Origin of the sequence: uncultured Virgibacillus sp., assembly GCF_947495635.1 — a bacterium.
Classification (GTDB): Bacteria; Bacillota; Bacilli; order Bacillales; family Amphibacillaceae; genus Virgibacillus; species Virgibacillus salarius.
In genome coordinates, this window is sequence record NZ_CANMAB010000007.1 from 20,991 (window position 1) to 46,468 (window position 25,478).

Below are 25,478 nucleotides of genomic sequence, written 5' to 3' on the forward strand. Positions count from 1 at the left end.
TTATAAGGGGGGAGATTATGTGGAGATATTGGAAAAAGCCTAGACTGTTATATAAATATATTATTTCTTATTTATTTATATTTCTTGTACCTTTTCTTCTTATGAGCATGATAATTTATTATAACTCGGTTTCCAGCCTACGAAAGGAAATAGAACAATCCAATATTAATAAATTGGAGCAGGTTGAAAACATAACCAATGAGCGAATGAAGGAGTTAGAAACATTAGCAGCGAGAATTTCATATGATCCAAGATTGACGCCATATATGTTTAGCCATAATTATTATGGTGGAGAGGCTATTGATGAATTAAACAAATATAAAGCAAATAGTTCCATTATTGAGGAATTGTTTATATATTACCATAATGCAGAAACAATATATTCAACGCATGGCTCCTATTCCATCGATGCTTTACTGAATAATAAGTACCGTTTTAATGAATGGAAAAAGCAAGATTTACTAAATGATTTACATTCAACAATTCCGTTTATTAAGCCAATCGATCATGTTGTAATTAACGAGGATGAACATGAGAATATGATTGCTTATTTATTTCCTATTTCTCCTGGGAATCCAAGTCCCTATGGTACAGTCATGTATTTTATAAAAGAAAGAAAAATGACAGATCTTATTCAAAATATCCTTGGTGATTTTGAGGGGAATGCATATATTATTAATGAAGACAATCAAATTATTGCCTCCAGTATTAATGATGATTCTATAAATATAAAGAAAGTTGATTATGCTTCTTCAAGTAGAAGCGGAATTAACAATGTAACGATAGATGGTAAAGACTATTCGATGGTGTCTGTTAAATCCGATATGATTAATTGGAAATTCATTACCGTAATGGATAGCAATCAATTTTTTAAGCGGTTGGGAAATACTAGTTTAATCGTTTTTATATTATTAGTTATTATATTTATTATAGGTTTTATATTGGCAATTTTACTTGGTAACAATCAATACAAACCGATTCGAAATATCGTTGAAATTACGAGAAAAGGAAAAAATAATACGCAAGAAATGGAAGGAGGTAATGAACTAGAAACGATAAGACAAACCATTACAAATGTATTTGAGGATCATCAAACCTTAAATGAGGCAATGTATATGCAAAAGCCATTTGCAAGGGATCAGTTTTTTGTAAAGCTGTTAAAAGGCGATATTCCGACTAAAGAAGAAATAGAGACTCTTTCCAAGGCATTACAAATAGACCTGAAGGGTGGTACCTATTTTGTTGGAATTATTTATTTCGATAAAGGAATGTTTCATGAAGCTAATATGTTAGAACGTGAGAATTTATTTAATAAATTGTCTGATATGTCATTTGAAAATGCTAATGCTCATGGAATAGATCTTTTATATAATGATGCAATGGCGGTGATTATCAGTATAGAAGAAAGCGCAAAGCAGCCTAGCGAATTACGAAAGCAATTAGTACTAGAAATTCGACAGTTTATCAAGGAATTCTCGTTGATAGAGCCTACGATTGGAGTAGGAGGTCTTTATACGGAGAAAATACAAATAAATCGATCCTACATTGAGGCGCTTGCAACGATTGAATATAAATTCATAAATCCTCCAGGCAGTATTATTTATTTTGAGGATATTAGTCTAGAGCCAGAGCAGTCTCTTGGTTATCCAAAGGAAGAGCAGATAAAGATTATTCAAAGTATAAAACAGGGTGATAAGGTTGTAGCAATTGAAACATTGCGTCACATTTTTTCCAAGTTAGATCATAATGATTATTCCATTCAAGTTTTAAAATGTATTTGCTTTGACATAATCAATACAATCGTTAAAACGATCTCGGAAACGGGTTTGAGTAATAATATTCAAGATTTTAATCGGATAGTAGACTTTTATTCCATTGAGCAGTTACATACAAGATTGGAAACATTGGTCTTAGACATTTGCCAAGAAGTAAAAGGCAAAAAGGAAAGTCATAATGACCAGCTTCGCAATGATATTTTAGCGTATATTCAGGAAAACTATCAACACTATGAGCTGTCCTTGGAAAGTATTGCCCTAAAATTTAAACTCTCTGTTTCTTATCTTAGTAGGTTTATAAAAGAGCAGACAGGGGTTACCTTTACGCAATACGTACAGGAACTGCGAATGGAGAATGTTAAAAAACAACTAAAGGAGACGCAACAGCCAATTAAAGATATCGTTGTGCAGGTTGGCTATAAGGATGTTGCCAATTTCACTCGTAAATTTAAAAAAATTATAGGTGTTACTCCAGGGCAATATCGTAAATTGAATAGATGAGTTTGAGTGTCTCCATCTATGAGAGGCAAACAGACATGCAAATAAGGAAGCTCCGAATTATAATCCGAGTAAAGTATTATCCGGATCGTAGTTCGGAGTAGTTTTATCCTACATATAGCTTGCAGTAAGCCCCCCACTGATGGAAGTTTCACTTAATGCCTGTAATTAGCTATTGTTAAGCATATCAAAAATCACATACTGTAAAAAAACTGTACATAGTGGATGGCTAACGATGCTTTATATACGTCTGGATAGCAGAATGATTACAATTATAAGATAAGAACATATTGATTCTATTTATTAAGCTAAGCAAACTGAAGATAATTAACAATCTAGCATGTTGAAGGGGGGAAAAAGCGATGACTCAAGATACTTCAACAATTTATCTTTTTTAAAAATTATTACTTTTTTAAAAGGGTTTTAGATTTATATGTAGAATTATGTAATATAAGAGCGCTCAAAAAATTTAAAAAGAGGATTTTTTTATGAGAAAATTATTCGTTGTTTTATTAGGGTTTTTTCTTGTTTTTTCAGCTTCATCCACGACTTTTGCAGAATCAGTACAACAAAATACGTCAAACAATATCACTCCAGCACATCTTGAAATTATTCAAAATACACTCAACACTCCAAATCCTGACGGTACTCCAGCTCAAATCACTAACAACGAATCTCAAGATTCAATTTCTACTCAAGCAACTCTAGGCACGATTACACCAGTTTTTATAAGAGCATCTGATAATTCTACTCAAGTTTATGTATACTTAACTTATGCTGGGAATAAGGCTGCTAATGCTGTAAAGTTCAGTAAAATGGATATCATGCACAGTTCAGTACTTAATCGTACGGTATATAAATCATTTCCAGCAAAAACTTATAATTTTGGCATAGCATCTACTTATCACACTACTTATATCGGCACTGCAAATGTACCAACAAACCAAACAAAAGTAAGAGTCTCAGATTCTGGTCTAATGGTATATGTAACAAGCTCCGGTTGGTTGAGTGCCACGAATATTATTGGACAATGGCCAATTCAATAAAACTTTATACTTATTGATTAAAGAAACTAAGGTACAGATTAGAAGTAACTGTTGGTATAGTTAAAGTACTCTATGCGATTATATGCTATAGAGTAATAATATCGAGATGTTCACTAGAGCATCTCTTATTTCTTTTTTTATTGAGGTGATTACGTGGATCATGATGAGTACAAAGCATATTTGAAGCAGCAATATTCCCATAGGATTCGACCGTTACAATCAGTTAATGACGTTATCTCCGCATTTCAAAAAAAATTAGATATTGCCGAAACAGAATTATCAGAATCCGAAGTTATTTTCTTAAAAATGACAATCCTTAACTATATTAATGCACACAAAAACGACCCTATAAAATCTAACTTGGATAACTTAAATTTCATTTCGTATGAAGTAGTAAGAAATGAAAAAAGTGATCATTACTACAATCATATGAGGATTGCATCTGATAATGAAAGAATACTTGTCATTATTGAATCCCAGTTAAATGCAATAACCTCCAATTGCGAAGAACTAAAAGTGGATATGCTTATCGAACGTGGAATCGACACATCTCATGTTAATCAAGAAACACCTGAGTTTTTTGCATATCTAATACTTTTTGATTCTCATAATGAGAATCATTGACTACGACAGAGGATAAAAAGACAACATTTTATAGAAAAGTGAAAGAGTTACAGGAAAATTAATTCTCGATTTTAAGAGTCTATTCTCGGATGGCGTCAGGGAAATGTGCTTAGCGTTGTAAATCCGCATTTTCTTGACGCCACCCGTAATACTGCATCAAAATAAGAACAATTATTGCGTAAATTAATTTTACGCTAAATGCCTTGAATAAGTACATAAATTTTAGGCAAAAGGATAAAAATTATTTTTTCGAATTGGAATGTTGTATATAACTCCATCTCAAAAACGAAGGTTTAAACGCCTGGTTTCCTTATAATGTTGAAACTCTTTCGTTAAGATAAGATCCCCGCCATTTTCACTGACCACGATTAAATTATCCTGATCATAAACGATTTCTCTTGGGATTCCGCCATACCACCGAAATGCCTCTTCATGTGCTTCCATCACATCCTGGGTAGTGAAAGGTCTGTCTAACCATTTTTTATATTTGTATCTCGAGTTAGACAAAACAAATGCGATAAAGCTCAGCTTCACCTCTTGATTGTCAGGTGTTCTTTGTTTTGTATGACCAAAATCAACCTGCATTTGTTCTCCCATTGGCTGGTCAGGAATAGCTTTTTCCGTTTGCTCGTTCATTTTGAGTAATCATTGGATTTAATTTAGAAATCAGTTGAATGCTTTGTTCTTTTGTATAAAGTACCCTACGCAATGCCTTTCAATAATTGAGCTATTGAGGTGCAATTTATATTGATAAAAAATACCGAAGCAACTTCTCTTATTTTTCCTTTCAATATTTGTAAGTGTTTCTAGTCTTTTATGCTGGTTATAATGTGTATAACTCAATTCGATTATAATTTCGAAATAGCATAATAAGGAAGGTGTTTGATACAGTGGTCAGACAAGGAAAATTACTAAAAGTTCAAGACTTACAAAAAAACTACGGAAAGAAAAACAATATAACAAAAGCTTTAAATGGTGTTAGTTTTGATGTTCTTCCTGGAGAATTCTTAGGAATAATGGGACCAAGTGGATCTGGTAAAACTACTTTATTAAACTGTATTGCAACAATAATAAAACCAACATCGGGGCGTGTACTTTTAAATGGTGAAAACATCAGTGCTTTTGACAGTAAGGATTTAGCCGAGTATCGCGGTAGTCGAATTGGATATTTGTTTCAAGACTTTGAATTACTGGATAATCTAACTGGACAAGAAAATATACTATTACCATTATCTATTCATGGGATAGATTTTGCAAAAGCACACACTAAATTAGATGATCTAGCGTTTTTTTTAGAAATTACAGATATTCTTAAAAAATTTCCATCTCAGATGTCTGGAGGACAAAAGCAAAGGGTAGCTGCTGCACGTAGTTTGATTTCTAATCCAGACATTGTTCTTGCAGACGAACCGACTGGAGCATTAGACACACGCTCTGCAAGAACATTAATGAATAAGTTGGAAGGTATTAATAGAAGTAGAGGAAGAACAATTTTAATGGTCAGCCACGATCCTAATGCTGCAAGTTTTTGTTCTAGAATCCTTTTTATTCAAGATGGTGTGATATTTCATGAACTGCGCCGCAAACATGATGAGTCACAAGAGAAATTTTATGAGAGAATTTTGCATTTACTAGCTCAGCTTGGAGGAGGAAGTGCAAATGTTCTCTAGGTTGATTTATCGTAATGCTAAACGAAATCGTAAGGAGAATTTAATCTACTTTGCAACACTTGTAACAGCAGTAGCCTCGTTTTATATCATTCTTTCACTTGGGAGACAAGATGTTATTTTATTCTTAAAGGAGTTTGAAAGTGATGCGATTGATAAACTTTTAGCTCAAATGCCAATTGTGTATCTATTTTCATTATTTTTATTATTTTTCTTAACTTTATTTGCTAATCGGTACCAATTAAATCGAAGGAGTAAAGAGTTTGGGCTCTACCTCATGTTAGGAATGCGCAAGGAACGCCTTATTCTTCAACTTTTAGCCGAGGGGTTTATTACTTCTATTTTGGCACTTATTGGAGGCATTTTGATAGGCGGATTTTTAGCAGAAATAATCAGCTTGACGGTATCTAAATTAGTCGGGCAGGGAATTATCGGTCATCAAATCAGCTTGTCGGTAGGTGCAATTTTCTTTACCATAGTTGGTTTTTTATTCATCCAGTTTATAGCGTTAGCCATTCTTGGGGGAAGATTATTTAATCAAGAGGTACATCAATTACTTTATGAGCAAATGGATAAGAAACAAGATATGGGGCATTTGAAAGGCAACGTTATCAATATATTAGTAGGTTCTATCTTATTAGGCGCTGCATATTGGATTGTTTTATACCGTTTTATGGATTTTGCAGGACTGATTTTGTTCGCGGCATTGGCTCTCGGAAGTTTAGGAACAATCCTTTTTATGAGAGGATTTGCAAAATTACTAGGCTTATTGGCAAGCATGTCCGAGCGTAAATCGACGAAAGGTCTGCACACATTTACATTAAGGCAGTTTCAAGAAAACATAGCAAATCGATCTACTTCTGTTGCGGTAACATCGATTCTCATTATGCTCGCTATCATTTTGCTAACAGATGGTGCTTCGACTATCATGGGGTTAGAAAATGTTTATACTAGAGGTCCCGCGATCTATGATTTTACTGTTAATAGCGATAATCAAAAGGCTGAGCAATTTCTTACGTCAGAAAAAATGGTATCATATGTAGAGGACTTAAATTTTCTTGAAATTGGACAAATGAAATATCAAGATGAACAAGGGGAAGACGACTTGCCTTTATCGTTGGTAGACTGGTCAAAATTAAGAGAGCAACTAATTATGGCTTTGCCAAGCAACTATAGAGAGCAAATTTTATCTGGAGAAATGCAATATTATGATATCAGTTCAGAGAATCCTGAAGCACTTAATCTTTTTGGGGTACTAGAAATCGATGCAACAAAACCCTACCTCATTCCTGAAACATCTTATAATGGGCTTTTAGAGGCGATAGGAGAGACACCACTGAACCTAGATTCAGATGAAATTGCTTTATACTTTAATCCAGATTTTATGCCTATGGATGATGTAGAAAGCATGCCTGTACTAGATCGTATTCTTGAGGATGCTCTAGAAGAAAGGCAAAGTTTAATGAGCATTAATGATCAGGAAGTATTTATACACCCATCAATTCCAATGAGAGGATTAGTAGCAGATCGTTCCGTAGAAATTACCTCAGCATTTATCGTCCCCGATCAAATGTTTGAACAATTACTAGATACGGAAACCTATGTGTCTTATTGGAATTTTTGCATTCCACAAAAGCTGCAAGAACAGCAAGGTTTAATGAAGGCAATGATGGAGGCTAGAGATTTATTACAATCCTCAGGCTTCGAGTTTGAAAGTTATTTACAAAACTTTGGACGGAAACTTTTCTACGTTGTTGCTGGAAGTTATACGACACTATATTTGGGATTCTTATTCTTAATTATTGCCTGTACGGTAATAGCTTTACAATTTTTGACGCAGATGAAGCAGACTGGACAACGCTATGTAACGCTTTCCGTGTTGGGGGCAAAACGTAAGCAAATGAAACAATCGGTGCATAGACAGGTGTTGCTGACTTTTCTGTTACCTATGTCTCTCGCATGCGTCAGTGGAGCGGTTGGCATAAGGGCTATGATTTCATTTGTTATTATTTACTTCGATGATCAAGTGTTACTGTATCCGATTGCCCTTACCTTTGCCTGTCTTGTACTCGGCATTTTTGTGATTTATGGCGTAGCAGTAGCACGTTCAGCAGATCATGAAATTGATAAATTGCGTTGGAAGCCAAATATCGATTAAGGAGAAGTCAAAGGAGGTGCTAAAGTGGCGAGGATTACAATTGTTGAAGATGATTTATTAATGAGAGAAGAGTTAATGGATATATTGCAAAAAGAAGGGTATGAAGCGGTAGCAATGGAAGATTTTCAAGATATAGCACTTCAAATAGCTACTTTGGTACCAGACTTAGTCTTATTAGATATCAATTTACCGGAACAATCAGGATTTGAAATATGCAAAAGTCTAAAATCAAAAGGGATTGGTCCCATATTGATTCTTACATCTAGAGATAAGTTACAAGATGAATTACATGGTTTTCATTTAGGCGCAGATGATTACCTCATAAAACCATGTAATCGAAATAGATTGTTAGCGCGTATTCAGAACTTGCTCAGAAGATTTAAAGAGCAACCAAAGTTAGTAGATGGTGGCAGTTTTTCGCTAGACCCGAATACCTTTACTTTGTATAAGGGATCTCGGTCGTTGTTATTATCAGCTAATGAAGGAAGAATTTTATTGGCTCTAGTGGAGCATAGACCTGAGATTGTATCCAAGTCAACATTAAGTGAACTTTTATGGGGAACGGAGCAATATATAGATGAAAATGCTCTTCAAGTAAATCTGACTCGCTTACGAAAAACACTACGGCAAATAGACTTGGAGAATCATATTGAGACAATAAGGGGTCAAGGTTATCGACTTAGGGGGTAGGTGAAACCATGAAATGGATAAAGCAAATCTATGATTGTTTTCATGCTTATAAACTATGGTTTCTTATTTTAATTACTACAGATCTTCTATTTATCTTTCTAGCCTGGTTGGCTTACCCAGAAACCTTTAAGGTGTTAGTAGGACTAATGATTATTTTTACTCTAACAATGATATCGTTGTCCGTATTCATCATCATTAGAAAGCAAAAAATTATAGAAGCTGTCTTTCAAGATTTTTTATTAGAACCGAACGGGGCGAACGAAGAAATATTATGTCAGCTATCTCCTAAGACAAATTGGTCATATATCCGTAGAATGGGAAGTGTCATAAGATCATATCAGTCAAAACTTAATGATCAAGTCATTGAGTTGAATGATTATGAAAATTATGTAGAAGGATGGGTTCATGAAATTAAAAAGCCCCTGTCATTGATGACATTGGTATTAGATAACCGCAGTGATGAAATATCTCCCTTTGTTAGACAGCGTATGCTTCATATTAGGAATCAAATGCTTGGAGACGTAGAGCGAATTTTGTATTTTGCAAGACTCGGGGCTACTCATAAAGATTATATTTTTGAGTCTATAAATTTACTAGCATTTTGTAAAAAGACAATTGAAGACCATCAAACACTATTAGATGAATCGGGTTTTCAAATACAATTCATAGGTGAAGAAATGGAAATTTTTTCTGACCGCAAAGGATTAGCTTTTATATTAGAACAAATAATCGCTAATAGTACTAAACACGTTCCACAGAATGAGGATAGTCCAATTTTGAAATTTGAAACGGTTTATGACAAAGTGAGTGATCAAACTTTTTTAAATATTAGTGATAATGGACCTGGTGTATATGAAGAGGATTTACCATTTATTTTTGATAAGGGCTTTACTGGAAGGAGAGGTACTTATACAAGACAATCGACAGGTATGGGACTCTTCTTAGTGAGCAAGATGGCTTATGATTTGGCAATTCAGTTGGATGCAAAATCAGAGCTTGGTTCGGGGTTAATCATATCGCTAATATTTCCAAATGTGAAACAATAAGCTGTCATACTGAGCTTGATATGATTATCTATAGTGATGAATTAGGTAACAGTACTATACAGGCTTTACAAATATGCAATCAACATTGTTGTTCGATTTTAAATAATGAACATTTTAGGTGATTAGGAATTCGAAAAAATTAGTGAATTATTAAGGAGATTATTATGGAGCTGTACGGAGAAAATACATCATTATCATTTCTAATTTTCTTTTACTTATCTAAAACGTTTTCATTCTCTCTCCCTTTTAACATGTTTTCAATATTATATTTTTGGATTTAGAATATGGTTAAAAGTAAAATATAAAACAAGTTGGGGTGTAATCTTTGAAAAGTCTATTAGGACTAACACTAGTATTTATCGTTGTTATAGTCATTATCTCCTTACCTTTAAAACAAATGAAGTTTCTTGTTCCACTTATATTCATTTTATTTAGTATCATTTTATTTATTATAAGTACTATAGTTGGTCAGTGGGAAGGAATGCAACTAGGAGTGATAAGCGCATCTTTATTCATAGTCTCTCCTGTTTCTTTGATTCTGATTTTTGTTTTGCAACAATTAAAATTCAAAAAGTAAAAAAACAAAGGATGCTTTCATGTTACGCATTCTTTTGCGGTTGAATATTAGCAACGTTTATCTGCAAAATCGAATTTCTGCTGCTGTCTATGTATCATCAGTTTCTCCACAGTTGTAAAGCATGGTATTACAACTACACTTCTTAAGCCTATCTTTTTATAACATTTATCATGAAGTACGCAGCAACTATCCGTATAATTAATTGGTGCGCTACTACCATGATCTCGAGGCGGTTAACCATAATTCCCTCCACAGTGTTGATAGCCTCCTGGAAAACAACCATCCTTTGACCACCATGCATATGGTGTAATTTTATTTTCCGAATCAAACTTTGGATTGTCTGACAAATCTTTGTTTGATTCTGGAATCTCACTATCTCGATAGCTGTCATCAATAACACTTACTTTTACTTCCACCTCACGATCAAGCGTAATTCCAACTAACATAGTTTCATCTTCTTATAATTTTAATCTGGCTGCAACCAGTGGAGGTGGCACTCGGATTTGAACCGAGAGTCAAGGTTTTGCAGACATTCGCCTTAACCGTTTGGCCATGCCACCATTTGTTGTCGGTTAGATAAAGAGGAATTATAAGCCTAAACAATCATTCTATTACACCAAGTCTCAGCATCTCAAGATTTGAAACAGGAGTTAAAAATGAAAATCACCGAATGCTTCTACAATAACGTTTTTTGGATGGGTTCCAGTATTTGGAATTTTGTCGAGCAATTCGATTAGTGCTCCTGCAGGAGGAAAGGCATTAGTGAGACCCCATAGTGCACGAGCGTCCCACGAAAAAAAGCGAAGTATATTTCTTGAGTAGTTCATAGCAACGATCATTTCTAGTTGTTTGTTTTTTTGATTAAAACATTTTTGTCCCCACCGATACACTTTATCAAAACGATGAAATGTAAAACGGAACATATTAAAACAAATGTAACATAGTACAATTGGTGAACCCCTTGATAAACGGTATGTGTACAAACTGGCTGACAAGCTATAATGAAAATCACATATTGATTGTATTTTCTGAAAAATATAACATGTAAGCAGTTTCTTAAATTGGAAGGAGGGCAAATACGTGGGCACAGCTAATTCTCCGTTAAGAGAGGAAGAAATGCAGGCTTACCCTGTTGAGGGTGAAGCTTTCAGTAAAAGCAATAAGATTAACAAACCTAAAAAACATCGAAAGAATAGAAAGATCCTACAGAATTGGCAGCTATATATATTTGTCCTGCCAGCGTTTTTATACTTTTTCATCTTTCATTATATCCCAATGTATGGTGTGCAAATTGCCTTTAAGAATTTTATTCCTACATTAGGCATATGGGGGAGCGAATGGGTAGGATTTGAACACTTTACTCGATTTTTTGAATCCTATTATTTCTGGGATTTAATTAAGAATACGTTAGGCATTAGTATATATGAATTAATCGTTGGTTTTCCACTACCGATTATCTTAGCATTAGCTTTAAATGAAGCGAAGGATGGATTGTATAAAAGAACGGTACAAACGGTTACATATGCGCCCCATTTTATTTCCGTCGTTGTCATGGCTGGTATGATAATTGCTTTTCTATCTCCCGCCACAGGAATTATCAATCATGCTATACAATTACTTGGTTTTGAACCAATTGCTTTCTTAAGTGATCCTGCTTGGTTTAAAACCGTATATGTATTATCAGGCGTATGGCAAAGTACAGGTTGGGGTACGATTATTTATCTTGCCGCATTATCAAGTGTAGATCCGCAGCATCATGAGGCTGCGATTGTAGATGGAGCATCTAGATTTCAACGTATCTGGCATATTAACATCCCAGCAATTGTTCCCACTATGATTATCTTATTAATAATGAACGTAGGAAATATTATGGCAATGGGCTTTGAAAAAATATTATTACTACAAAATCCACTTAATCTTGAATCTTCAAATGTTATTGCAACATTTGTCTATCAAGCAGGTTTATTAGATGCACAGTATAGTTTTGCTGCTGCAGTCGGTTTATTTAATGCAGTCATTAATGCGATTCTACTTGTAACGGTAAACCAAATTGCAAGAAAAACAAGTGAGACTAGTCTTTGGTAGGGAGGGACAGACTATATGGGCTCAGCAATCCAAGATACAAAAAAAGATAAGGCGTTTAAAGCGTTGGTTCTATTATTTCTTACTGCGGCATTATTGATTGTGCTGTATCCATTAATTTACATTATTAGTGCATCAATAAGTAATCCATCAGCTGTTAATACTGGTGAGATGTGGTTGTTTCCAAAGGAAATAACGCTAGAGGGATATAAGTTAATATTTCAAAATGATGATATTTGGCGAGGATATTTAAATACGATTCTATACACCGTTTTAGGAACCGTCATTAATTTAGGAGTTACTATTCCAGCGGCTTATGCTCTATCAAGAAAAGATTTAGCAGGGAGAAATTTATTAATGGGTATGTTTGTATTAACCATGTTTTTTAGTGGTGGATTAATCCCAACGTATTTAGTTGTTAAGAGCTTAGGACTCATTGATACGATTTGGGCAATGGTTTTACCAAATGCTGCCGCTGTTTGGAATATTGTAATTGCTCGTGTGTTTTTTCAAACTTCTATCCCTAAAGGGTTAGAGGAAGCTGCAATAATAGATGGGGCCTCAAATTTTAAGTTGTTTACAAAGATTATTCTACCTCTATCCGCTCCAATTATTGCTGTAATGGCATTATTTTATGGAGTAGGACATTGGAACAGCTACTTTAATGCATTAATCTACTTATCGGATAAGGAAATGTATCCACTTCAACTCGTACTAAGAGAAATACTTGTATTACAGGAAATGGCCTCTCAAAATACAAACATGACAGGAAGCATGGCAGAAGCAATGCATAGTAAGCAACAGCTTGCTGCTATCGTTAAATATGGAGTTATGATCGTCTCTTCCCTTCCTGTTATTATCGTCTACCCTTTCCTACAGCGTTATTTTGTTAAAGGTGTTCTCATCGGCTCATTAAAGGGCTAATCAATATGAAGTGATATCGATTCGCGAGGAGGTGACCACTTCTTATCATTTAGGAAATCTATTACATGTCTGAAAGGGGATGGTAGGATGAAAAAAATCGTATATTTGTTGTTAATTACTGGACTTTTAGTAGTTACTTTAGCTGCATGTAAATCCAAAGAAACAAATGAAGAGTCTGCTTCGGCTACTGATGTCGAAGTAAATGAAGAAGGTTTTCCAATTGTTGATGAAAAACTTGAACTGTCCATGATGGCACCTGGAACTGGTGTCGCTGAGTGGAGTGATATGCCAACCTTGCAAGTATATGCTGAAATGACAAATATGGAATTTGAGTATATTACACCTCCGTTAAATGACTTTCAAACAAAGCTAAATCTAGCATTTGCTAGTAGCGACATAGCAGACATTATTTATGGTGCAGGCTCAAGTAACTTCACACCAGCAATGGAAGTAGATTATGGTGAACAGGGTGTATTAGTACCATTGGAAGATCTGATAGCTGAGCATGCTCCGAATCTGCAGAAGCTTTTAGAAGAAAGACCAGATGTAAAGAAATCGATAACAACAATAGATGGTCATATTTATGCACTACCGACCGTTGCTGAAGGACCTACTTCTAGATGGTATCGAGGACCTTTATGGTATAACGGTAAATGGCTAGATGCGTTAGGAGTTAAAGAATTACCTAAAACAACAGACGAGTTCTATCAACTATTAAAGCGATTTAAGACAGAGGATCCCAACGGTAATGGGAAGGCTGATGAAATTCCGCTTCTTGATGTGAAAATGAATAGCTCTAGACCATGGCTGTTAGGAGCATTTGGAATGAAAGAATGGGGAATAGAGGAAGTGGACGGGAAGGTAAGGTATACACCAATTACCGAAAACTATAAAGAATACTTAACATTTATGAATAAGCTTTATGAAGAAGAATTATTAGATCCAGAGACCTTTTCGCAATCAGATGAACAAAAAAAGGCAAAAGGGCAAGAAAATCGAATTGGCGTATTCCCTGACTATTTTTCATTCTTTACAACTGGAGAATCTGAAGAAGAGGCAATGAATAATCCGATGTTTCAACCACTAACAAGCTCGATTTCAAATAAAGCAATTATCCCTAGAAGCCCTGCTATTCAGAGAGGTACGTTTGCGATTACTAGCAATAATCCTAGTCCTGAAGCTTCTATTAGATGGATAGATTATTTTTACTCTAAGGAAGGCTACGAATTTTTGAATCGTGGCCCTGAAGGTTACATGTGGGAGTGGAAGGATAAAGAAGGAGGGGAGAAGGTTGATCGCGAGGTACCAGAAGGCTTTAAATCGGAAGAAGATTATCGTGGCACGATCACCCCAGATTATGGGATTTCCACCCCTACAATTAGTGGCCCGATAGAAGGTAGAGCCTTATCTGAATTCGATAAATTTATTGCTACAGAAACAAATGAAAAAATTACGCCTTATGCAGAGGTTCCGTATCCATTGGTTTATTTATCACCAGAAGAACAGAAGAAGGCAAATACGATCGAAGTTGATTTGCAATCCTATGTAGAGCAAATGGAAGCTAAATTCATAACAGGTGTTGAATCATTATCAAACTGGGAGGAATATATAAAGACAATTGAAAACATGCAAATCGAAGAATATATTGAAATTTATCAGGATGCTTATAACAGATGGTCAGATAGTTAATAAAAAATGTATAGGATAAGCTAGATGCGTGTTGAATAGTAAAGTACTTGAACAATGGCTCGTATGTCTTTTTGGAATGTCATACGAGCCGTTCTTACATAGCTAATTTGTTAGTGAGGTGATGACAACGGTGTTTTTAACAGAAGAAAAACTAAAAGCAAGAATGGAAGAGCTTTCCGTATACAGATATCGAGATGCGAAAAAAATAGCAGAATGGACTTTTCGTATAGATGAAGAAGGTGAGATTGGTGCATATCCACCTAACTCTATTAGTGACAATACAACAATTAGAATCGGAGACAGGTGGGAAGGTAGAGATTTATATGTATGGTTGTCTGCAAATGTTCCCATTCCAAAAGAGTGGGATGAAAAACAAATAATTGGCTTTTTTGATTTTGGTAACACAGGTGGAGGGAATAATTCAGGATTTGAATCATTATTATTTGTGAATAAACAACCCTATCAAGGCGTTGACTCCAATCATAAAGAGGTTTTTCTTTCTAGTGATTATGCTGGAAACACGCTAGCCTTGGATTTTCGATTATGGTCAGGGCTCGAAGGAGGAGGCCATCCTACTAATCAAGAATATAAGTTACGAAGAGCAGAAGTTGCTTGGCTAGATGAAAGCGTCGATGGTTTTTATTTTGATGCGAAGGCGATGATCGAAACAATCCAGGTATTAAATGAGAATCAGCCGGAGAAGCATCAATTGTTACAAATACTAAACCAATCGATCAATAAAATTAATTGGTTAAACCCTGGAGCTTCGAGCTTTTATGAATCGATATATCATGCACAAACCTTTTTAACGGAACAGTTACAAACACTAGAGAAATCAAATCACGTTACTTTCCATGCTGTGGGGCATACACATATTGATGTAGCTTGGTTATGGCGATTAAAGCATACAAGGGAAAAGTCAGCACGATCTTTTTCCACAGTACTTCGTCTGATGGAGCGCTATCCAGAATATAAATTCTTACAAAGTCAACCACAGTTATATGCCTATTTAAAAGAAGATTATCCAGCTATCTATGAATCTATCAAACAAAAAATAGCCGAGGGTGCTTGGGAAGCAGATGGAGGTATGTGGCTAGAAGCTGATTGTAATATCCCATCAGGAGAATCACTTGTCCGGCAGCTATTAGTAGGAAGAACGTTTTTTAAAGATGAGTTAAATATAGAAAGTGAATATTTATGGCTACCGGATGTGTTTGGATATAGCTGGGCGCTGCCTCAAATATTGAAGAAATCTGGAATTAAGACATTTATGACAACAAAAATAAGCTGGAGTCAATTTAATCGAATGCCTCATGATACGTTTTATTGGCGAGGAATAGATGGTAGTGAAATACTTACACATTTTATTACCACGACAGAGCCTTGGCCAGATTCAAGATACTATACATATAACGGCTTCATGACACCACAAGTGATTAAGGAATCATGGGAAGCATATAGGGATAAACAACTGAATCAAGATCTACTGATTTCTTATGGATATGGCGATGGTGGTGGTGGAGTAAATAGAGAAATGCTGGAAATGCGAAGCAGGATGGATAAATTACCTGGTCTTCCCCGTGTGAAAACGTCTCGTGCAAAGGATTATTTTCGAAAGTTGCACGAAACAATGGAAGAAACCGAGAACTATGTCCATACATGGGATGGGGAATTGTATCTTGAATTTCATCGTGGAACCTATACCAGTCAAGCATTCATGAAGCGAATGAATCGAAAGCTTGAATTACTTTATAGAGACAGTGAGTGGCTTAGTACAATAGCTTCTGTTTATCATGATAATTTTTCACGCTATCCGGATGCTTCCTTATTAATAGGCTGGAAGGCGATATTGCGAAATCAATTTCATGATATCATCCCTGGCTCTTCTATTAACGAAGTATATAAAGATGCTAAGAAAGAGTATCAGGAAGCAGAAGATATTGGGAACAATACGTGGAATGATGCTGTTTCAAGTATTATTCAGAGTGACAAAAATAAGTGGACAATATTTAATTCTGTACCGTGGAATCGAGATGATACTGTATTTATTCGTAAGTCTGAGCAGATAGATATGAATGGAAAATGGGTGGATAGTGACAATAAATTATTAACTACACAGGTCACGGAAGAAGGCTGTTATGTTTATGTTAAAGACGTCCCAGCAATGGGCTGGAAGGGGATAGCGTATCAGTCTGCAAGTGAAGCACGAAAGCAAGCTGCTGCTCCGGTTTTTAACCATACTGAGGACGGGATTATCTCCCCATTTTATATGGTTTCTTGGAATGAAAAGGGGCAAATTACTCGTCTGTATGATCGTAAAAATAATCGAGAAGTACTGGCAAAAGAAGCGATTGGAAATGTATTACAAGTATTCGAAGATAAACCGCTTATGTTTGATGCGTGGGATATTGACATATTTTATCAAGAAAAGATGGAGGAAGTATCGTTATTGCAATCTATTCATGTAATTGAAACTGGCGACTTACATGCTACCATTCGTTTTGTTTGGAATTATGGTCGGTCGGTTATTCAGCAAGATATGATTGTCTATCGCAATCACCGTCGTATAGATTTTAAAACATCTGTAGATTGGCAGGAAAATCAACGTCTGCTTAAAGTAGCCTTCCCTGTTGATATTCGTTCAACAGAGGCAACGTATGATATTCAATTTGGAAATGTCAAACGGCCAACCCATTGGAATACAAGTTGGGATTATGCAAGATTTGAAACAGTTGGACATCAGTGGGCGGATCTTTCGGAAGAGGGCTATGGCGTTAGTTTATTAAATGATTGCAAATATGGCTATGATATCAAGGATAATGTCATAAGGCTTTCCCTGCTCAAATCGCCGATTCATCCGGATCCAGGTGCAGATAAAGGCTATCATGAATTTACGTATGCATTATTTCCTCATCAAGGTAATTGGAGCGAAGGGCAAACCGTGGAAGCGGCGTGGGCATTAAATAAACCACTCATATATAGTAATGGAAGAGTCAATGAAGGAGATTTTTCCATGTTTCGTTGCTCTGTCAATCATGTGATGATAGATGCGGTTAAAAAGGCAGAGAATAGCGATCAAGCAATTGTAAGGATTCATGAATTTACGGGGAAACGTGAGGAAGTATCACTTACTAGTGACTTTTCCATTTTATCATGGCAGGAATGTGATCTAATGGAGCGCGTAATTGGAGAGAAACATCATGAAGAACAGATTAAGTTTTACATCAAGCCATATGAAATAAAAACATTTCTAGTTAACCTTACGAAATCATAGAAGTAAAATGTTAGTCACTCTGTGTATTACTAATTAACTTATTACAAAGATGAAACTACCATAATAGCAAGTTTTTGTTTAAAAACATTTAGGTCGCACCTCTATAGACCCATTTATTTATTATCAAGGAGGATTGCAATTGGAAGGTAACCAGACAGTTCATATCATTTCACATACACATTGGGATAGGGAATGGTATTTGCCATATGAGAAGCATCATATGTATCTCATCAAATTAATGGATCAGCTCTTAGAAGTCTTAGAAAATGATTCTGATTTTAAAAGTTTTCATTTAGATGGTCAAACAATAATATTGGAAGATTATTTGCAAGTACGTCCGCAAATGAGAGAGAAACTAAAACAGTTCATTCAAGAAGGGCGGATATATATTGGTCCATGGTATATTCTACAGGATGAATTTTTAACAAGTAGTGAATCCAATGTCCGAAATTTATTATATGGAATGAAAGATTCGAAGGAGTGGGGAGGAATTTCCAATGTAGGATACTTTCCGGATTCTTTTGGTAATATTGGTCAGGCACCACAGGTATTAAGCCAGGCAGGGATTCATCATGCCGTTTTCGGGAGAGGAGTAAAGCCCACAGGATTCAATAATGTGGTTCAGGAAGATACAAGCTATGAATCTCCTTATTCAGAGATGCTGTGGCGTTCCCCAGATGGTTCTTCTGTACTTGGTATCTTATTCGCCAATTGGTATTGTAATGGAAATGAAGTACCAGTAGCTAAAAAATTAGCTCAAGACTATTGGGACAAGCAGCTTCAGTCATTAAAGGAGTATGCATCCACGCCACATCTGCTATTAATGAATGGCTGTGACCATCAGCCTATCCAACTTAATTTGCCCGAAGCCCTGCGAACAGCTAAGAAATTAAATCCTGATGTGGATTTTATGCATTCAAATTTTAATGCGTATTGTGAGAAGCTTGCATCTTCTATTCCAAGTGATATAAAAATCATTGATGGAGAATTAAGAAGCCAGCATACAGATGGTTGGGGGACACTTGTAAACACTGCATCGTCCCGTATTTACATTAAACAAATGAATCAGCAAAGTCAGGTGCTGCTTGAAAAGGTTGCAGAACCTCTTGCTACCTTTGCCTATTTACAAGGAGAAACATATGATCATGGTTTATTTGAATACGGTTGGAAAATATTAATGCAGAATCATCCACATGATAGTATATGCGGCTGTAGTGTGGATGAAGTTCATCGTGAGATGGTTACTCGGTTCGAGAAGTGTCAGCAGGTAGCAGAAGTTATTATCGATAAGAGTTTAGCTAGCGTAACAAGAAATATTGATACGACAACCTTTACCAAATGGGGAGAAGATGCTATTCCTTTCGCTGTGTACAATACAACCGGACAAATTCGTACTGGAATTGTTTCGGTGGTTTTAGATGTGAGAAAAGAATATTTTTCTGCAGGAGTAAACAAACAGCAGCTAAAAGCGTTCCCATTAGGTACCAAAATATTGGTAGATGCGTATGGAAATAGAATGGATTGTGAATGGGAAGATTTAGGGATAGCTTTTGATTATGAGCTACCTGATAACCAATTTAGACAACCCTTTATGGCGAGGCGGGTGCGTTTAACATTTGAAGCGAAAAATATTCCGACACTAGGGTATGAAACCTTTGCATTGGTACACCGTTCAGGAGCATCAAAAACGGCTAGCAATCAATCATTAGTTATAAATGAAAGGGAAATGGAAAATAAATATACACATGTAAAAATGAATGAAAATGGATCTCTGGTTATTACGAATAAAGAAAATGGCCGCATTTATAAGGATCTATGTATCTATGAAGATACGGGGGACATTGGAAACGAATATATGTACAAGCAGCCAAAAGAAGAGACACCTCTAACAACAAAGGATATAAGAGCGGAAATAACGATTATTAAGGATAGTCCCTTTCGTGCGGTTTATCAAATTGTTCATGAATGGGATCTACCTAAAGGTGCTTCTGAGCTCTTAGATCAGGAACAGCAAGAGCTTGTTTGGTTTACAGGGAGGCAAGCCAAACGAGTTACGGATACCATTACTCATACGATTACGACCTATGTCACATTGGAAAAAAATAACCGTGGTGTACAAATTACTACTTCCTTTACTAATCAGGCAAAGGATCATCGGTTACGAATGCTATTTCCGACAGATATACAAACAGATACGCATTATGCTGACTCTGTATTTGAAGTAGCAGAGCGATCAAATGAGCCTGCAAAAGATTGGGCAAATCCAGACTATTCCCAGCATCAGCAAGCATTTGTAAACGTTAGTAATGAATTGGAAGGGCTTACGATCGCTAATTTTGGTTTAAATGAGTATGAAATATTACGCGATGGAAGAAATACAATTGCCATCACGTTACTTCGATCTGTAAGGGAACTAGGAGATTGGGGATACTTTCCAACCCCTGAGGCTCAATGTTTAGGTGAGCAAACGGCTTCCATTTGTATCTATCCGCATGAAGGGGAGCGCAGCAAGCTTGTGTCATTTCAAGACTCGTATCAATACCAAGTACCTCTAACGGTAAAGCAGGCAGCTATACAGGAAGGAGTTTTACCTCCAGCTCAATCGTTTGTTGAATGGCAATCAAATTTACTTGCATTTACTTCTTTAAAAGTATCGGATGAATCAAGTGATGTGATAGCTCGGGGATTCAATTTAACGAATAGGGACGCTCGTTTAACGGTTCATTCACCAGCTTCATGCAATTATATGTATCGAAGTAATGTCTTGGAGGAAGTAGTAAGTCCTTTCATGAACGAAATCGAATCAAGCTGCTCATTTCCTGTGAAAAAACATGAAATTGTTACCATCGGTTTTTCTAAACAAAAACTATAAACAACGTATTCCGTATTGGCTGATACCAATAACGGCTTGTTGCTCAGTGGGCTGAGATGAATACTGCTAATACATGGAAAGGATGTGGTGATGTAGTGGAAATAAATGTACCAATATCGATGAAGCAAATGATCGATATGGTAAAACGACATTTTAAACAAGATCATAAGATACAAGCAATGTTTGAGCAATGCTTTTCAAACACCTACCAAACAACCATTCGCCCTCAAGTAGATGGAACTACTTTCGTGATCACAGGGGATATACCAGCAATGTGGCTAAGAGATTCGGCTGCACAAGTACGACCGTATTTATTACTTGCAGAAACGGATCATGAAATAGCAGATATGATTCAAGGCGTATTGCAAAAGCAATTCATGTTTATTACGCATGATCCATATGCCAATGCCTTTAATGAAACGGCGAATGGGAATAGATACCATGATGATCAAACGAGTATGACTCCATTACTGTGGGAGCGTAAGTATGAGGTTGATTCCCTTTGCTATCCGTTACAGCTGGCTTATTTGTTTTGGAAATCAACCGGAAGACTCTCTCATTTTAATGCACAATTTTTAGCAGCAGTCAGGAGGATTATTGATACTTGGCGAACAGAGCAGGATCACGAAGCTGACTCCACCTACTATTTTGCAAGGGACAATTGTCCCAAACAGGATACACTTTCGAATAATGGGAAGGGATCACCTGTAGCTTATACAGGCATGACATGGAGTGGTTTTCGTCCAAGTGACGATGCCTGTCAATACGGTTACTTAATTCCGGCAAATATGTTTGCTGTCGTCGTCTTAAAACAGTTAGCAGAAATAGCAGATGAAGTGCTAGATGATCGATTTCTCAAAGAAGAAGCAGTTCGATTGGCTAATGAGATAGATCGAGGGATAGAACAATTTGCTAAAGTACAACATCCGACGTATGGAACCATTTATGCTTATGAAACGGATGGTCTTGGTAATTATAATCTGATGGATGATGCAAATGTTCCTAGCTTACTTTCCATTCCATACTTTGGTTATTGCGATATCAACGATCCCATTTATCTAAATACGCGTAGATTCATACTTAGTAAAGATAATCCATATTATTATCAAGGCAAGGCAGCTAAGGGAATAGGAAGTCCACATACACCAGAGCATTATATTTGGCATATCGCGCTAGCAATTCAAGGGATGACTGCAGTGACAGAGCAGGAAAAGGAGGAAATATTAAATGCCTTTAAAGTAACAGATGGAAATACGGGATTAATGCATGAAGGCTTTCATGTCGATAATCCAGCAGATTATACGAGACCTTGGTTCTCATGGGCAAATTCAATGTTTAGCGAATTTGTGCTAAATAGAGTCGGTTATTTTGTTAAAGGGAGCCCATTTAATAAATGATGAAGGAGGTTATGCCAATGGAGAAAACAAAGGTTAGAGGTTTTCATTTACGATTTGGTTCCCATGACTTAGTGGAACCGTTGATAGAATTTATTCATCATGTTTTAGTTCCGCAAGGGATTAACTATCTATTTTTAGAATGTAATACCTCGTTTGTTTTTAAGAAACATCCAGAGATAACCGAGGGTACATTAACGAGACAGGATGCAAAGGTGATTGCAGACGTATGTCGAAAGCATAATATTAGACTAATCCCGTTATTTCAATGTTTAGGTCATCAGGGTTGGGGCGGAAAACGTAATTCGATACTTACGGCATACCCACAATTTGACGAAACGCCCGAAATTTCACTCGATGCAGTGTGGCCTGAAATTTTTTGTAGAAGCTGGTGTCCGGAACATCCAGATATACATCAATTAGTCTATGATTTGATGGATGAAATTATAGAAGCGTTTGATGCTGATGGCTTTCATGTTGGCATGGATGAAGTTTTTGAAATGGTTAACCCTAACTGTCCCAGATGCCGTGGGAAAGACAGAGCAAAGTTATTTGCAAACGTAGTAAATGATTTACATCATCATTTAGTTGGAACACATAATGTAGAAATGTTTATGTGGGGAGATCGTTTAAATGACAGTGAAAGATTTGGATATAACGAGTGGGAAGGGGATACATTCGGAACACATGACGCGATTGACCATATTCCAAAAGACATTGTAATTACAGACTGGCATTATGATAAGCTTCCAGCATACCCTTCTATTGGTAATTTTATATCAAAGGGCTTCACTGTAATTCCAGCTTGCTGGTATAAAACAGATGCCGCAGTAGATTTATTAGAACAGGGAATACAACAAGCACAGGAACGTGAAAAATTAAAAAATATGCCAGGTATGCTCGTTACTTCGTGGAATAACTGGGATAGAGCTTCATTCGAAAAAGTGATAAAGATGACAGGTGCTTCACAAAAAGATGAGCTTCATGAATTACACCATACCCTTCACGTAATTACAACTGCTTTAAAGGATTAAAGTGGAAATAAAGGAGTGAGCATTTTGAAAGTAGGTTTAAGTACGTATAGTTTACTAGATGTTATTAATACGGGGGAAATGAGTGTGTTGGATGCTGTGCAATGGATTGCTGCAAACGGTGGAGAACATATGGAAATAGTTCCGTTCGGATATACATTGGTTGATAATTGGAAACTAGCAGAGCAGCTATGTGAAAGGGCAGAATATTATGGGATAGAGCTTTCTAACTATGCTATTCCGGCTAATTTTATTCAGGATTCACAAGAGGCATTTGAAGCGGAAATAGATCGAGTTAAAAAGCATGTTGACCTAATGAAGCATATGAATATAAAGCATATGCGTCATGATGTAACAGCTTTTGATTTATCTTCAGACGAACAAACGATTGCCTATTTTGAAAATAAGTTAGAATACATTGTTGAAGGGAGTAGGAGAATTGCGGATTATGCTGCTCCATTTGGAATTACAACAACTATTGAGAATCATGGTTTAGCTGTACAGCATAGTGACCGTGTGCAACGTGTATTACAAGCAGTGGATAGACCTAACTTTAAAACAACATTAGATATTGGTAATTTTATGTGTGTCGACGAAAGTCCAATAGTAGGAGTTCAAAAAAACCTCCCCTACGCTTCACTTATCCATTTTAAGGATTTTTATTACCGGCCACAATCGAAAAACCCTGGAGCGGGGAAGTGGATTCGAACATCCAATGGAAACTATTTGCGAGGCGCTATTGTGGGTCATGGAGATATCGATATTAGAGAAATAATTCAAGCGATTAAGCAGTTTGGTTATGATGATAATATTACGTTAGAATTTGAAGGAATGGAAGCGTGTAAAGAGGCATGTAAAATTGGTATGGATAATATAAAAAGGTTATGGGAAGAGGAGAATTAAATAAAGGGTTCACTTTATTGCTCAAAGTAGTGGTCTTACTGCCAGTTTTAAAGGGATAAATTTACAATTTTATTAGGACAAAAAATGAGATGAATATATTGTCTTTTGCCTAAACGTTAGAAAACGAAAGGGAGGGCTAATAATTGAATAAATTGAAAATTGGGTTAATAGGTGCTGGATCAATTTCTAATATGCATTTGCAATCGTATAAAAATAATAGTGATGTAGACATTTATGCTATATGTGACCATAATAACCAACGTGCACATGAAAAAGCAGCAGCAGCGTATCAAGCTAAAACAGTATATACGGATTATAAGGAGCTGTTGGCAGATAGGAAGGTAGATGCTGTTAGTATTTGTACCTGGAACAATACACACGCTTCTATAGCTATTGAAGCATTAAACGCTGGGAAGCATGTTTTAGTTGAAAAACCATTGTGTAAAACAGTAAAAGAGGCAATGGCAGTTGCAGAGGCGGTAGACAACAATCCAGAACAAGTACTACAAGTAGGGTTTGTACGTCGATTTGGTACAAATACACAAGTATTAAAGAAATTTATTGAATCTGGAGATTTAGGAGAAATATATTATGCAAAGGCATCATGTATACGAGCATTAGGTAATCCAGGAGGATGGTTTGCAGATAACGAAAGATCAGGAGGAGGACCATTAATTGATTTAGGTGTCCACATAATTGATCTTTGCTGGTACCTTATGGGGAAACCAAAAGTAAAATCGGTTAGTGGAAATACATATTACAAATTAGGAAATCGCTCGAATATAAAACACAAAGATTACTATAAGGCTGCAGACTACGATCCAGATAAAAATAATGTGGAAGACTTAGCTAATGCAATGATTCGTTTTGATAATGGTGCATCGTTACTGCTAGATACCAGCTTCACACTCCATGCAAAAGAAGACGCCATGGCTGTTCAGATTTTCGGAGATAAAGGTGGCGCAGAAATAGAACCTGAACTCCGACTTATTACAGAAAAAAATGACACAATCTTAACTATTACCCCACAAATAGATGATTTATCCTTTGATTTTACTAAAGGGTTTCAAAATGAAGTTGATCATTTTATTACTTGTATCAAAGAAAAAAGAGAACCAATAAGCCCTGTACATGATGGGGTTGAAATAATGAAAATATTAACTGCTGTATATGAATCCAGCAAGAGTGGTGCAGAGATCCATTATGAAGATTCGAAGATGGAGTGACT

19 protein-coding genes, 1 tRNA gene and 1 pseudogene are annotated in these 25,478 nt (G+C 36.1%); 17 read left to right on the plus strand and 4 right to left on the minus strand.

Annotated elements, in window-relative coordinates; genetic code table 11:
• Window positions 1–17 precede the first annotated feature (17 nt).
• The 3 genes from Q1A47_RS02965 to Q1A47_RS02975 all read left to right on the plus strand — a co-directional run bounded on the left by Q1A47_RS02965 (window position 18) and on the right by Q1A47_RS02975 (window position 3,943).
• Window positions 18–2,276: a helix-turn-helix domain-containing protein gene (locus tag Q1A47_RS02965; protein ID WP_166530164.1), complete on the plus strand. Its 2,259-nt coding sequence runs from the start codon at window positions 18–20 to the stop codon at window positions 2,274–2,276.
• Window positions 2,277–2,761: 485 nt separating this feature from the next.
• On the plus strand, window positions 2,762–3,319 hold the full coding sequence (locus tag Q1A47_RS02970; protein ID WP_166530163.1) for a hypothetical protein: 558 nt from the start codon (window positions 2,762–2,764) through the stop codon (window positions 3,317–3,319).
• Window positions 3,320–3,472: 153 nt separating this feature from the next.
• Entirely contained in the window at window positions 3,473–3,943 is a 471-nt protein-coding gene (locus Q1A47_RS02975; RefSeq protein WP_166530162.1) for a hypothetical protein, read from the plus strand.
• 312 nt (window positions 3,944–4,255) lie between these two features.
• Here Q1A47_RS02975 and Q1A47_RS02980 read toward each other — a convergent pair.
• Window positions 4,256–4,561 (minus strand): annotated as a pseudogene (locus Q1A47_RS02980) (IS21 family transposase); the annotation flags it as partial.
• A 272-nt stretch (window positions 4,562–4,833) separates the two neighbouring features.
• Between Q1A47_RS02980 and Q1A47_RS02985 the strand changes: the two are divergent.
• The 5 genes from Q1A47_RS02985 (at window position 4,834) to Q1A47_RS20840 (ending at window position 10,081) form a co-directional block, all read left to right on the plus strand.
• Window positions 4,834–5,613: an ABC transporter ATP-binding protein gene (locus tag Q1A47_RS02985; RefSeq protein WP_026682550.1), complete on the plus strand. Its 780-nt coding sequence runs from the start codon at window positions 4,834–4,836 to the stop codon at window positions 5,611–5,613.
• Complete coding sequence (locus Q1A47_RS02990; protein ID WP_166530161.1) at window positions 5,603–7,768, plus strand: ABC transporter permease; 2,166 nt, start codon at window positions 5,603–5,605, stop codon at window positions 7,766–7,768. The genes Q1A47_RS02985 and Q1A47_RS02990 overlap by 11 nt, the downstream gene beginning before the upstream one ends.
• Before the next feature lie 24 nt (window positions 7,769–7,792).
• Entirely contained in the window at window positions 7,793–8,458 is a 666-nt protein-coding gene (locus Q1A47_RS02995; protein WP_026682548.1) for a response regulator transcription factor, read from the plus strand.
• Window positions 8,459–8,466: 8 nt separating this feature from the next.
• A complete protein-coding gene (locus tag Q1A47_RS03000; RefSeq protein WP_166530160.1) occupies window positions 8,467–9,504 on the plus strand; it encodes a HAMP domain-containing sensor histidine kinase in 1,038 nt (345 codons plus the stop codon).
• Window positions 9,505–9,829: 325 nt separating this feature from the next.
• Window positions 9,830–10,081, plus strand: a complete 252-nt coding sequence (locus tag Q1A47_RS20840) for a YesK family protein (RefSeq protein WP_166530159.1) — start codon at window positions 9,830–9,832, stop codon at window positions 10,079–10,081.
• A gap of 233 nt (window positions 10,082–10,314) precedes the next feature.
• On the opposite strand, the gene Q1A47_RS03005 is transcribed toward Q1A47_RS20840, so the two are convergent.
• The 3 genes from Q1A47_RS03005 to Q1A47_RS03015 all read right to left on the minus strand — a co-directional run bounded on the left by Q1A47_RS03005 (window position 10,315) and on the right by Q1A47_RS03015 (window position 11,004).
• Window positions 10,315–10,527, minus strand: a complete 213-nt coding sequence (locus Q1A47_RS03005; protein ID WP_166530158.1) for a hypothetical protein — start codon at window positions 10,525–10,527, stop codon at window positions 10,315–10,317.
• A gap of 39 nt (window positions 10,528–10,566) precedes the next feature.
• Window positions 10,567–10,641, minus strand: a tRNA-Cys gene (locus Q1A47_RS03010).
• Window positions 10,642–10,731: 90 nt separating this feature from the next.
• Entirely contained in the window at window positions 10,732–11,004 is a 273-nt protein-coding gene (locus Q1A47_RS03015) for a hypothetical protein (protein WP_299630481.1), read from the minus strand.
• A gap of 157 nt (window positions 11,005–11,161) precedes the next feature.
• Here Q1A47_RS03015 and Q1A47_RS03020 point away from each other — a divergent pair, with 157 nt between their 5' ends.
• The 9 genes from Q1A47_RS03020 (at window position 11,162) to Q1A47_RS03060 (ending at window position 25,476) form a co-directional block, all read left to right on the plus strand.
• Window positions 11,162–12,166, plus strand: a complete 1,005-nt coding sequence (locus Q1A47_RS03020) for a sugar ABC transporter permease (RefSeq protein ID WP_226983558.1) — start codon at window positions 11,162–11,164, stop codon at window positions 12,164–12,166.
• 15 nt (window positions 12,167–12,181) lie between these two features.
• The gene (locus tag Q1A47_RS03025; RefSeq protein WP_121603860.1) at window positions 12,182–13,087 is read left to right on the plus strand and encodes a carbohydrate ABC transporter permease; all 906 of its coding nucleotides are present in this window, start codon (window positions 12,182–12,184) and stop codon (window positions 13,085–13,087) included.
• Between the two features lie 87 nt (window positions 13,088–13,174).
• Entirely contained in the window at window positions 13,175–14,776 is a 1,602-nt protein-coding gene (locus tag Q1A47_RS03030; protein WP_166530157.1) for an extracellular solute-binding protein, read from the plus strand.
• A 130-nt stretch (window positions 14,777–14,906) separates the two neighbouring features.
• Window positions 14,907–18,050: an alpha-mannosidase gene (locus Q1A47_RS03035; RefSeq protein WP_166530156.1), complete on the plus strand. Its 3,144-nt coding sequence runs from the start codon at window positions 14,907–14,909 to the stop codon at window positions 18,048–18,050.
• A 139-nt stretch (window positions 18,051–18,189) separates the two neighbouring features.
• Window positions 18,190–20,922 (plus strand): alpha-mannosidase, encoded by a 2,733-nt coding sequence (locus Q1A47_RS03040; RefSeq protein ID WP_166530155.1) that lies wholly within the window; start codon window positions 18,190–18,192, stop codon window positions 20,920–20,922.
• Between the two features lie 56 nt (window positions 20,923–20,978).
• Window positions 20,979–22,319, plus strand: a complete 1,341-nt coding sequence (locus Q1A47_RS03045; protein ID WP_240455783.1) for a glycoside hydrolase family 125 protein — start codon at window positions 20,979–20,981, stop codon at window positions 22,317–22,319.
• Window positions 22,320–22,336: 17 nt separating this feature from the next.
• The gene (locus Q1A47_RS03050) at window positions 22,337–23,350 is read left to right on the plus strand and encodes a family 20 glycosylhydrolase (protein ID WP_051388433.1); all 1,014 of its coding nucleotides are present in this window, start codon (window positions 22,337–22,339) and stop codon (window positions 23,348–23,350) included.
• A 24-nt stretch (window positions 23,351–23,374) separates the two neighbouring features.
• Entirely contained in the window at window positions 23,375–24,250 is an 876-nt protein-coding gene (locus tag Q1A47_RS03055) for a sugar phosphate isomerase/epimerase (protein ID WP_026682537.1), read from the plus strand.
• Window positions 24,251–24,393: 143 nt separating this feature from the next.
• Window positions 24,394–25,476: a Gfo/Idh/MocA family protein gene (locus tag Q1A47_RS03060; RefSeq protein ID WP_166530154.1), complete on the plus strand. Its 1,083-nt coding sequence runs from the start codon at window positions 24,394–24,396 to the stop codon at window positions 25,474–25,476.
• Window positions 25,477–25,478 lie beyond the last annotated feature (2 nt).

What these genes read in the sequence shown, in the direction of transcription:
- Q1A47_RS03030 (WP_166530157.1), top strand. Translation starts at nt 13,175, where the DNA reads ATGAAAAAAATCGTATATTTGTTGTTAATTACTGGACTTTTAGTAGTT.
- Q1A47_RS03005 (WP_166530158.1), bottom strand. Translation starts at nt 10,527, where the DNA reads ATGTTAGTTGGAATTACGCTTGATCGTGAGGTGGAAGTAAAAGTAAGT.
- Q1A47_RS02990 (WP_166530161.1), top strand. Translation starts at nt 5,603, where the DNA reads ATGTTCTCTAGGTTGATTTATCGTAATGCTAAACGAAATCGTAAGGAG.
- Q1A47_RS03025 (WP_121603860.1), top strand. Translation starts at nt 12,182, where the DNA reads ATGGGCTCAGCAATCCAAGATACAAAAAAAGATAAGGCGTTTAAAGCG.
- Q1A47_RS03015 (WP_299630481.1), bottom strand. Translation starts at nt 11,004, where the DNA reads ATGTTCCGTTTTACATTTCATCGTTTTGATAAAGTGTATCGGTGGGGA.
- Q1A47_RS03000 (WP_166530160.1), top strand. Translation starts at nt 8,467, where the DNA reads ATGAAATGGATAAAGCAAATCTATGATTGTTTTCATGCTTATAAACTA.
- Q1A47_RS03050 (WP_051388433.1), top strand. Translation starts at nt 22,337, where the DNA reads ATGGAGAAAACAAAGGTTAGAGGTTTTCATTTACGATTTGGTTCCCAT.
- Q1A47_RS02965 (WP_166530164.1), top strand. Translation starts at nt 18, where the DNA reads ATGTGGAGATATTGGAAAAAGCCTAGACTGTTATATAAATATATTATT.
- Q1A47_RS02970 (WP_166530163.1), top strand. Translation starts at nt 2,762, where the DNA reads ATGAGAAAATTATTCGTTGTTTTATTAGGGTTTTTTCTTGTTTTTTCA.
- Q1A47_RS03045 (WP_240455783.1), top strand. Translation starts at nt 20,979, where the DNA reads ATGAATACTGCTAATACATGGAAAGGATGTGGTGATGTAGTGGAAATA.